Origin of the sequence: Xanthomonas cissicola (genome assembly GCF_008801575.1) — a bacterium.
GTDB classification, from domain to species: domain Bacteria; phylum Pseudomonadota; class Gammaproteobacteria; order Xanthomonadales; family Xanthomonadaceae; genus Xanthomonas; species Xanthomonas cissicola.
Genome location: NZ_VZPL01000295.1, coordinates 1 through 250 on the forward strand (window position 1 = coordinate 1; position 250 = coordinate 250).

A 250-nucleotide genomic window follows, 5' to 3' on the forward strand; every position below is an offset into this window, starting at 1 on the left:
CTGCTTCAGCGTGGCGATGATCTGTGTCTCGGTGAACTTCGATGTGCGCATGGAACCTCCTGACTTGGGAACGATGCCAGAAAGATCTACTTATGCGGTGTCTGCGGATCGGGGGAGCTTACGAGAGGTCGCCGAGCGACTGGGTGTCACCACGCACAGCCTGTACGCTTGGCTGCGCAAGTTCGGCAAGCCCGGCGTAGTACAGCGCGCTGAGGCGGACCAGAGCGCCGAAGTCCGGCGGCTGAAGATC

The 250-nt window shown here is 61.2% G+C and carries 1 protein-coding gene; it reads left to right on the top strand.

Annotated features, from left to right (window positions below):
• Positions 1–73: 73 nt before the first annotated feature.
• The coding region (locus F7R02_RS26160) for a transposase (protein ID WP_235901004.1) at positions 74–250 on the top strand (177 nt) is incomplete at its 3' end.